This is a genomic window from Streptomyces sp. NPDC098789 (assembly GCF_044759975.1).
Classification (GTDB): domain Bacteria; phylum Actinomycetota; class Actinomycetes; order Streptomycetales; family Streptomycetaceae; genus Streptomyces.
Genome location: NZ_JBIWAJ010000021.1, coordinates 156,731 through 166,572 on the forward strand (window position 1 = coordinate 156,731; position 9,842 = coordinate 166,572).

At 68.7% G+C, this 9,842-nt stretch carries 7 protein-coding genes; 5 read left to right on the forward strand and 2 right to left on the reverse strand.

Features of this window, described 5'->3' with window-relative positions:
• The first annotated feature begins 399 nt into the window (after positions 1-399).
• The 5 genes from ACIQWR_RS33395 (at position 400) to tpg (ending at position 6,437) form a co-directional block, all read left to right on the forward strand.
• Positions 400-1,074 (forward strand): ScbR family autoregulator-binding transcription factor, encoded by a 675-nt coding sequence (locus tag ACIQWR_RS33395; protein WP_404017427.1) that lies wholly within the window; start codon positions 400-402, stop codon positions 1,072-1,074.
• A 268-nt stretch (positions 1,075-1,342) separates the two neighbouring features.
• Positions 1,343-2,647, forward strand: coding sequence for a ParA family protein (locus ACIQWR_RS33400; RefSeq protein ID WP_404017428.1), 1,305 nt, complete (start codon positions 1,343-1,345; stop codon positions 2,645-2,647).
• Complete coding sequence (locus ACIQWR_RS33405) at positions 2,644-3,576, forward strand: ParB/RepB/Spo0J family partition protein (protein ID WP_404017430.1); 933 nt, start codon at positions 2,644-2,646, stop codon at positions 3,574-3,576. Before ACIQWR_RS33400 ends, ACIQWR_RS33405 begins: the two co-directional genes overlap by 4 nt.
• 116 nt (positions 3,577-3,692) lie before the next feature.
• Entirely contained in the window at positions 3,693-5,870 is a 2,178-nt protein-coding gene (tap, locus tag ACIQWR_RS33410) for a telomere-associated protein Tap (protein ID WP_404017432.1), read from the forward strand.
• A gap of 6 nt (positions 5,871-5,876) precedes the next feature.
• Positions 5,877-6,437, forward strand: a complete 561-nt coding sequence (gene tpg, locus ACIQWR_RS33415; protein WP_404017434.1) for a telomere-protecting terminal protein Tpg — start codon at positions 5,877-5,879, stop codon at positions 6,435-6,437.
• Between the two features lie 626 nt (positions 6,438-7,063).
• Here tpg and ACIQWR_RS33420 read toward each other — a convergent pair.
• Positions 7,064-7,537 (reverse strand): MarR family transcriptional regulator, encoded by a 474-nt coding sequence (locus tag ACIQWR_RS33420; RefSeq protein WP_385786186.1) that lies wholly within the window; start codon positions 7,535-7,537, stop codon positions 7,064-7,066.
• Positions 7,534-8,250 (reverse strand): hypothetical protein, encoded by a 717-nt coding sequence (locus ACIQWR_RS33425; protein ID WP_399268967.1) that lies wholly within the window; start codon positions 8,248-8,250, stop codon positions 7,534-7,536. Before ACIQWR_RS33425 ends, ACIQWR_RS33420 begins: the two co-directional genes overlap by 4 nt.
• Positions 8,251-9,842 lie beyond the last annotated feature (1,592 nt).

Below are 9,842 nucleotides of genomic sequence, written 5' to 3' on the forward strand. Positions count from 1 at the left end.
CCTACACCGTCCAGGACCCCCTCAGCACCCCCGTCTTCATGACCACCAACGCCACCGAAGGCGCTCACACGTTCACCGAGAAGCGACCTCCGGCCCGGCACGGAGCCGAGGCAGGACCGCTCGACCGTTAACGGCGTTAACGCCGTTAACGCCGCAGCACCACCTCCCACGCCTCCCCGTTGCACGGCCTCGGCGTTAACGGCGTTAACAACCGGACCACAACACTCCACTTAACGGCGTTAACACCCCACCACTCCGCGCACTAAAAAGTACTTGTCGACTGGTTTTTTTAACCCCTCCCCCACTAGATTGACCAGGCATCTAAAGACACCGCAGACACCGCGGACACCCCAGATCACAAACCACAGACCACAGACACACAAATCAAGGAGACCGCACGTGGCGAGGGCCAGGCAGGAACGGGCTGAGATCACCCGCCAGGCGATCCTGGACGGCGCGGCCATCGCCTTCGACCGTTCCGGTTTCGGCTCGACCAGCCTCAGCGACGTGGTCAAGCACGCGGGGGTCACCAAGGGCGCCCTGTACTTCCACTTCCCGTCCAAGGAAGCCCTGGCCCGCACCCTGATGGAGGAGCAGTTCCAGGTCGCCGAGGGCGTCCCCGCCATCGTCGACCCCGGCCTCCAGACCGCGATCGACCTGTCCCACCAGATGGCCCACGGACTGCGCACCAACGTCCGGATCCGCGCCGCCATCCGCCTGGTCGTCGAGTTCGGCTCGTTCACCGACCCGGACCCGACCCCGTACAACGCCTGGATCGAGACCTCCTTCAGCTGTCTGAAGCCCGCCCAGGACCGCGGTGACGTCCTCCCGCACCTCGACGCCCGGGACCTCGCGACCTATCTCATCGCCTCGTTCACCGGCGTACAGGTCACCTCCCACGTCCGAACCACGCGCGAGGACCTGCACACCCGGGTCACCGACCTCTGGAATTTCCTCCTCCCGGGCATCACGCCCGGCCCGCGCATCCCCTTCTTCGACCCGTCAGGTTCGCCCGAGTGTCGGGCCGCCCTCGGCCTCCCGGCCCCGGACTCCCCCTCGGTCCCGGTCGGCTGACGACGTGTCCAAGGCGGTCTCGTACACGCCGTGGTGAACCACGGGGGTGCTCGCCACGGCGTGTACGAGACCGCCTTGTCGCGTCCACTTCCCTGCCCGACCCCCATTCGCCCCGGGCCGGCGCCCCAGGTCGCCCCAGGTCAACCGGCGATCCGCCGCTGTCCTCCCGGGGCGCAGCCGTGCCCCCACCGGGCTCCACATCCACTCCGTTAGCAAAACTCAAGCGTGGCGCCCACATCACCCTCTGAACGTTAGTAAAGTCCCTCTCATGACTTCGCCCTCGTCTCAGAACGACCGAGAGAAGGTCGTCTCCAAACTGCCCCCGTGGCTGCGCCAGGAGTTGAAGATCCGCACCGCACAGCTGCGGGTGGACATCCAGGACGCCGTACACCAAGGCATTTCTCACTGGAGCGCCCTCGCTTCCGCCCCCTCCCCCGTCGACACCTCCGGCGCCGAATCGTTCTCCACCTGGCTGCCCGCCGGGCAATGGGAGTCATTCCGCTCCTCTTCCAAGGACCGCGGCGTCTCCCTCATCCAGGGGCTCGCCCAATCCGTCCAGCTCTGGCTGGAGATGAACCCGGCCCCCACGGTCAAGCGCCCCTCCGTGGTCCGCCGCATCATCGTGTGCAACCAGAAGGGTGGGGTCGGCAAGACCGCCATCACCGCGGGTACCGCCGAAGCCCTCGCCGAGGACCCGGACAGCCTCCACCCGGTCCGCATCGCCCGCCAACTGGCCCGCCTCGCGGCGGACGAAGAAGCGCACCCCGCCGATGGGCACCCCGGCGAAGGGCGCCCCGCCGAGGGACATCCGACCGAGGCCCACGCGACCCCGTTCGACCTGGAAGACCTCCCGGGCCTCGGCATGCGCGTCCTGCTCGTCGACTTCGACCCGCAGGGCCACCTCACCAAGCAGCTGGGCCAGCAGCCGCTCCCCATCGGCGGCGACAGCCTCACCTGCCACATGGCGAGCGAAGCCAAGGGCCCGCTCTCGGACCTCATCGTTCCCATCGCGGATGACCGCTTCGGCGACCGGTTGCACGTCCTCCCCGCCTGCACGGACGCCTTCCTGCTGGACGTCCGCCTGTCCACCGTCCGCGCCCGCGAGGCCGCCCTCGAACGCGCCCTCGCCCCGGTCGAGGCCGATTACGACGTGATCCTCGTCGACTGCCCCCCGAGCCTCGGCCTCAGCATGGACGCGGCCATCTACTACGGCCGCCGCCGCGACGCCGAACAGCCCGGTGCCTCCGGTGCGCTGATCGTCGTACAGGCCGAGGACTCCTCCGCGGACGCCTACGATTTGCTCACCTCCCAGATCAACGACCTCCGCGACGACCTCAGCCTCGACATCGACTACCTCGGGCTCGTCGTCAACCTCTACGACGGCCGCCGCGGCTACATCGCGACTTCCTCCCTCCAAGCCTGGATGGACATAAAGGATCCGCGTGTCGTCGCCATCGTCCCGGACCTCAAGGAACAGCGTGAGGCCGTCCGCGTGAAGCAGCCGCTGTTCGTCTACGCGCCCAAGGGCGACCAGGCGGTCGCCTTCCGCGCACTCGCCAGGGAGATCTCATGAGCAAGGCCGACAAACTCGGGGTCTCGGCCTCCTTCGCCCGCGCCCAGCCGGTCGGCGTCAGCTCCCGCCGCGCGGCCATCGCCGAAGCCACCGGAGCACCCACCTCGGGGATGGTCCCGCCGTCCGAGGTACCGATCGAGGCGCTCGCCCACAACCCGTTCAACCTCCGCGAGGACCTCACGGAGATCGACGAGCTGGCCCAGTCCCTCATCTCCCGGGGCCAGCTCCAGCCCCTCGCCGTCGCCACCCGCATGGCCTTCATGGAGGCCCACCCGGGTCAGACAGACGGCCTGGGGCGGGCCCCGTACGTCGTCATCGACGGCAACCGGCGTCTTGCCGCAGCACAGCTCGCGGGCCTCAAGACGATGCACATCCACGTCAACGACTCCCTGTCGACCTCCGCCGCGGACATCCTCGAATCGGCCCTGATCGCCAACGTCCACCGCGTCGACGTGGCCCCGATGGACCAGGCCCGCGCCCTCCAGGAACTGGTGGACGTACACGGCTCGCAGGCCCAGGTCGCCAAGCGCCTCGGCAAGACGCCCGCCTGGGTCTCCCAGCGCCTCACCCTCCTGAACCTCACTCCGACCCTCCAGGACAAGGTCGACACGGGCGAGCTGAAGGTGGAGCCGGCCCGCAGGATCGGCCGCCTCCCGCAGGAGTCCCAGGCCGCGGCGGCGGCGGAGAGCATTAACGCCGTTAACCCCCCGCGCCAGCGCACCCGACCGACCCCGACACCCGTTAACGGCGTTAACGCCGTTAACACCACGCCCCCTCCCGCGGCACCCGCCAACGCCCCCTCCCCCGCTCCCACCCCCCGCATCACGATCACCACGGAATCCCCGGAGACGATCGCGGACGCCCTCACCGCCCATCTGACCCCTGACGACCTCAAGGCCGTCACGGAACTCCTCATGACACGCATCTGACGCAGTCCGCACTCACGGTGGGGGCGCTGACGGCATTAACGCCGTTAACGCCCCCACGTGCGTTTAGTGTGCGTTCAAACGTGCGACTCGACTAGGCTGCCCCCGGAGGTAGGTACATGCCCGACGAACAAGAGAGCCTCTTCGCAGCGGTCGACGCCCTGTTGGAAGAAGCCGCCGCCCAGGACGCGCTCCCGCACCCGGACGAACGCAAGCGCCTGCGCGAAGCCGCCGGCCTCAGCCAGGACCAGATCGCCAAGGCCCTGTCCGTACGCCGCGAAACGGTGACCTCATGGGAAACCGGCCGCACCGAACCCCGGCCCCCCAAGCGCGCCGCCTACACCCGCCTCCTGGACGGCCTGGCCACCCTCCACCCCATTAACGCCGTTAACACCCCCACACCCCCCACCCCCGACACCGCCGCTGCCACCCCCACCGCGGCGACCCCGCCAACGCAGCCCCCACCACCAGCACCCCCGACCGTTAACGCCGTTAACGCCCCCCAGCCGCATCCCCAACCCACTCCCCCCACTCCCCCCGCTCCCCCTATTCCCCCCACTCCCCCCGCCCCCCGCACCCAGCACCCGTCCCGCCCAAGCCCGCGCCCCACCTCCCCCACCCCTCCTCCCCACACCCCCCTGGCCGTCCTGGACGGCAACGCCCAAGCCCACGCCACCAACGGCCTGGTCCTCCCCCTCCCCCCCAAGGCCGCCACCGACCTCCCCACCCTCATCTCCTGGGCCCTCAGCGAGGACGCCGACCTCCGCTCCCCCCGCCTCCACCGCAACGGCAAGGACGGCGACCCCCTCCTCGTCCTCACCGCCGAGGCGACCGAGGCCCTCGGCCTCCCCCTCACCCTCGCGGACCGCCGCGGCCTCCGCCTGCCCGACGACCACCCCGTCGTCCGCCGGCTCGCCAAGGCCAAGTGGCAGCTGACCCGCCGCGGCTTCGGCCCCTGGGCCCGCGTCTACCGCCCGGCCTCCCCCACCACCGGCCGCCAGTGCGTCCAGCTCGCCGTCCTGCCCTGGGGAGCCCTCGACCCGCGCGCCTGGGGCGAGGAGACCGCCGACCTCCCCGCGCCCGAGATCGCCCTGCTCCTCACCACCTACGCCACCCGCGTCCTCACGCCCCGCGGCTCCACAGCCGTCACCGGCCTCGAACTCATGACGGCCCTGCGCCCGCCCACCCGCGCCGCCCGCAACCCCGAGACCAACGTCTGGGAATCGGCCCCCGTCCACGGCTCCCTCACCCGACCCGTCGACCCGGCTCCCCCGGAGGCCCCCGACGAGCACCCGGTCGTCGCCGCCCTCTACCCCCGGGCCCACCAGCGAACCCCGGACCAGGTCCTCGACGAAGAGGCGTACGACTGGATCCGCGACCCGGAACTCCTCACCGACGCCGAGTGCGCGCGCACCCACGCGGTCGGCATCGACGTCAACATGGCCTTCGCCGCGGCCGCGAACCGCCTCACCGTCGGCCTCGGCCCGGCGGTCCACACCCCGGCCCCCCGCTTCGACCCGAAGGTCCCCGGCTGCTGGCTCGCCGACCTCTCGTCCGTCCCCCTCGACCCCCGCCTGCCGAACCCCTTCACCCCCCACGGCAAGCCCCCCACCGGCCCCGCCTGGTACGCGACCCCGACCCTGGCCTACGCACAGGAGCTCGGCCACGCCGTCGCACCCACCGAGGCCTGGCTCCGCCCGGACAGCGGCTCGTACCTCGACGCCTGGTACACCCGCCTGCGCGACGCCTACATGGCCACGATGGCCGACCTGGGCGTCACCGCGGACCTCACCGACGAGGCGTTCCTCCGGGCCATGGCGGTCCACAAGCAGCACGACCCGGCCCTGGCCTCCGTCCTCTCCGCCATCAAGGCCACGGTCAAGGGCGGCATCGGCAAGCTCCGCGAACGCCCCCAGGGCGCCGGCTACCGTCCGGGCGAAGCCTGGCCCGCCCTCGAACGCCCCACCTGGCGCCCCGACATCCGCGCGGCCGTGATCTCCACGGCCCGGGTGAACATGCACCGCAAGATGCGCAAGCTCGCCACCGCCGACCTGTACCCCGTCGCGGTCCTCTCCGACTGCGCTGTGTACCTGTCCAACGGCCCGAGCCCGCTGGACTTCCTCCCCCGCACCCCGGACGGCAAGCCCCTGCCCGGCGGCTTCCGCCTCGGCGTCAGCCCCGGCATGGTCAAGCACGAGGGCACCCAGCCCCTCCTCTGGGCCGTCGGCCTCCTCGACGAAGGCCACAACCCCGCCCGCCACATCAAGGGCCACGACGCAGCGGCCGACGGAGAGTAGACGAGCATGTCCGGCAACATCGAAGACGGCCTGGCCCAGGCGGACGAGCACAATTTCACCCGTCCCATTCCGAAGTCCGCCCAGGCCCGGGTGAAGTTCCTCCTCAAATCCGAGAAGAACTCGGTCAAGGCGGTCGCCCAACGCCTCGGCATCTCCCCGCGCACCGTCGAGCGCTATCTCAAGGGCCAGATCAAGACCCCCCGCCCCGAGCTCGCACGCCGCCTCGAAACCGAAGTCCGCAAGAGCTGGCAGCCCCTCGTCCGCAAGCGCGCCCGCGCCAAAGCGGCGAAGTCCACCGGCCTCGTCGTCGAAACCCGCGCCCGCTTCGGCTTCACCGCGGCCCCCGGCACCACCGACGACGGCCGCATGCGCCGCATCACCCAACACCTCCCCCCGGAGTACGCCTCCCGCCTCTTCGCGGCCCAGGAAGCCGGCGCCACCGAAGCCGAGCTCCGCCACATCACCGCCCAGGGCCTCCAGGACGTCTACTTCCGCGACCAGGGCTCCCGCGCCTCCGGCCTCCTCGTCGACTTCACCGACATCGACTACATCGACTTCGACTTCTGACCAAGACCCGCAGGAACACCATGCACAACGCAGTAGCCGCCATGGTCGCCCTCGCCATCACGGGGGCACTTCGGACCCTTCGAGTGAGTCCGGGCCCAGCAGGTCCGCAGCGACCACGGTGACGTCGCCGCGATCAAGGCCGTACGGAAGAGCCACACCTACCGCTCGTCCTCGCAAGGCGGTACGTAGACGAGCTGCCCACGCCAAAAGCGATCACGCACTGACCAGACGAAGCCACCGATCGACCACTGTGCCGTAGCAGTTCTGACCGAAGTCGTACGGGTCGTCGCCCCTCCCGATCACGAGGCGCGACGCCCCGGTGCAGCATCCGGACGTACGACGACGCCCCGAACCGGCACTGCCCGGACCGCCGTTCCGCGCCGGCCGCCACGCGGTACGACCCCGCCTCCCGCGCCCCCCTGGCCCTCTTCCGCACCGCGGCCTCACAACCCGCCCCGGTCCGACCCCGCCAGATGGCCCGTCAAGGCCCCTCAGCGCCCCCCTGAGCCCCTATCCCCCCGACCTGACCATTCGGTACCCACCCGCACCCCAAAATGCCGAGGGGCGCCACCGAGCGGCTTCAGCCACTCCACGGCGCCCCATCAACGGACAACTTCCAACGAGCCCTAGCCCACGGCGTGCAAGGTCCGCCTCCGCTTGGCCTCGACGGCCTTCTTCGCAGCGTTCTGCGCGGCCCGCTTCTTCCGCTGCTCAGCGAGCTGGTCCTGATACTCCGCCACCGCGCGGTGGTAGCTGTCGACGTACCCCCGCGCGTCCAACCGCTCGTCCATCGGCATCTCGTTCACGGCCGCGACCGCGTCCTCGAACGAGTTGTATCCGGCCAGCATCGGGTTGATCTGGTAGATGCCGTTGCGAACCTTCCGCACCAGCCGCGCCAACTCCAGGCTCCGCAGCGCCGCGTTCACACTCGGCCGGCTCAGATCCAGCATGCCGGCGATCGAGGCCTGGTCGATGAGGATCCGCCCGCCGGGCTCGCTCAACGAACGCAGCTTCAGCAGCACCCGGTAGGCCGCGGGCGGAAGGTCCAGGTCAGAGAGAAGCCCGTCGGCGTTGACCGCAGCGAATCGCAAGGTGCTCACTGAGCTGTCCCTTCTTCCTTGCGCTGTCGTCGGCTAAGCCGGCGCGCAGCGCGCTCTTTGGCCCGTTCGGCCCGCAGTTCCTCGATCGCCTGCCGCATGTGGTCCAGCGACGGGAACCGCACCAGATCCGGCAAGCTCGTGTCACCGCGAATCTGCGAGATGGTGCTGGACTGCTCCACCTTCACAAACTCACCCGTCGTCTCAGTACCCGGGATGAACTCGGCTACTCGGTAACTGTAGGGCGGGTTGAACTGATACACACCCCGCCTCACCTTGAAGACGATCCCATGAGACATGACCGTGTGGAGCGCCTCGGACGTCTTTGTCCGACTGACATCAAGGATCGTAGCCATCTCCTCCTGAGTCAGCGGAATCCGCCCCCCCGCTCTCTGACACGCGATGAGCAGCAGGATCACGCGCAACGGCAGTGCTTCCCGGAAGTACTGGGCGATCACCAGGAAGAACTCAAGGCTGTCCATCGAGAACGCGTTTGGCTGGCTCTGAGTCCCGTAGAACTCCAGGGGCTTGCGCTCGCCGTCCAGAGTCAGCTTCCGACTCGGGTACCGCTTGGCCAAGCTGTCCAGATCCTTGACGGGCGCCAGCGGCTGACTCCACGCCGAGATCGCGTCATCAACGGGCAGATCAGGACGCGGCGCGCGCGACGGACTCTGCCGACGGCGCTGTGGCTCTGATGACACGAGGATGCTCTCCACTTCGTTGATCTGCGGAAAGCAGTATGTCAACAAGGGTGACACTAGTGTCACGCTCGTTGACGTTCGGCGTGTCTTACGTCCCCCCAGGGGGGACACATCTCGGCCACGCCCCGCCCGAAGCCCCCTCCGGGCCTCTCGGAGCATTCTCACCCCTCCCCCCGACGCCCGTCCGACGTATCTCCCACATTATGTCAGCCTCCCCGACGTTTTAGGCCAAAAAGCGTCAGCGGCACTGACGTTTTGTAGCCGCTCTGTCCCCCCACCAGCGACACAACGCCCGAGATATGTCCCTCCTGAGGGGACATATCTTTCCCCCCGCACCCTCCCTGACCTGCGGCTACGCATCTCCGTACCCTCTATAGGCCGGCGGTCGGCCCGCTGCGCGCACTCAACGTCGTCCGCAAGGCACTTCTCCCCGGTTCTTCCTGACAGAGCGTCAGAAGTTGTGGATCTTCGGCAGCTCCCGGACAGCCTGTCCAGAACAGTCCTGAATCTGACTGATTCCCATTTCTATCCACAACCCCTTTTGAATCAGAGCTGTCCGTCAAGAGTTAACGCCGTTAACTCCCCTGCACCAAAGGGTCATATGGCCCTCGCTTCCATTTCTGAGCACGTCCGATCAACCAACTTTCAGTTGGTCATCCCACCCCTGTCAGAACCGAGCAGGAAGCAGAACAACAGTTCAATCCGGAACCTCTTTTGCCCCTCTGACCTGGAAGAACATCGTCATCCACCCTCCAGACAGCCCTGAGAGCTAGGTTCCGACGGACCTCCTGGACCAGGGCCACCAGCTCATCAACAGCTCGCCGCGGAGCGGTCAGGACCTCCGTCCTCAACGCCGGCCTTTGAACGGCGCAGCAGGTCAACCACCGAGCTCAACAAGGTGGCCCTTGCAGTTCAGCGAGCGCAGCGAGCGTCATCTCTTCCCAGGGCGCCTCAGCTACTGGGCCCCCCGCCTGTCGCAGCCCGCTTCGGCCTGCGAATTAGGTCACCACGGAGCGAAGCAAGGTGGGGCCTGTAGTCGAGGCGAACGCAGCCAGCGTTAACCCTTTAGCCCCGCAGCCGCTAGCACTTGCCTGCCCCCTCGCCAAGCACCACCAAGCGCAGCACTGTGCGCTCGATCCCTAGGCGCGCAGCGGCTGGGGACCCGGGCCTTCGGCCCGGTTTGACCTGCGGGGCAGGTCAAGCACCGAGCGCAGCGAGGTGGCCACTCCCGTTCAGCGAGCGCAGCGAGCGTTCTCTCTTCCTAGGCGCGCAGCGCCTAGGGCCCTTGGCCCTTCGGCCCGGGTTTGACCTGCGGAGCAGGTCAAACACCGAGCGAAGCGAGGTGGACCGTGTAGTTGAGCGAGCGCAGCGAGCGTTCTCCCTCCTTAGGCGCGCAGCGCCTAAGGCCCTTGCCCCCGAAGGGGGCAAGTTGACCTGCGGAGCAGGTCAACCACCGAGCGCAGCGAGGTGGACCCTGTAATCGAGCGAGCGCAGCGAGCGTTCTCCCTTCCTAGGCGCGCAGCGCCTAGGACCCCGGGCCAAAGGCTCGGGTTTGACCTGCGGAGCAGGTCAACCACCGAGCGCAGCGAGGTGGACCCTGTAATCGA

Bases quoted from the DNA above. Each gene is read 5' to 3' on its own strand.
- ACIQWR_RS33400 (WP_404017428.1), top strand. From the start codon at position 1,343: ATGACTTCGCCCTCGTCTCAGAACGACCGAGAGAAGGTCGTCTCCAAA.
- ACIQWR_RS33405 (WP_404017430.1), top strand. From the start codon at position 2,644: ATGAGCAAGGCCGACAAACTCGGGGTCTCGGCCTCCTTCGCCCGCGCC.
- tap (WP_404017432.1), top strand. From the start codon at position 3,693: ATGCCCGACGAACAAGAGAGCCTCTTCGCAGCGGTCGACGCCCTGTTG.
- tpg (WP_404017434.1), top strand. From the start codon at position 5,877: ATGTCCGGCAACATCGAAGACGGCCTGGCCCAGGCGGACGAGCACAAT.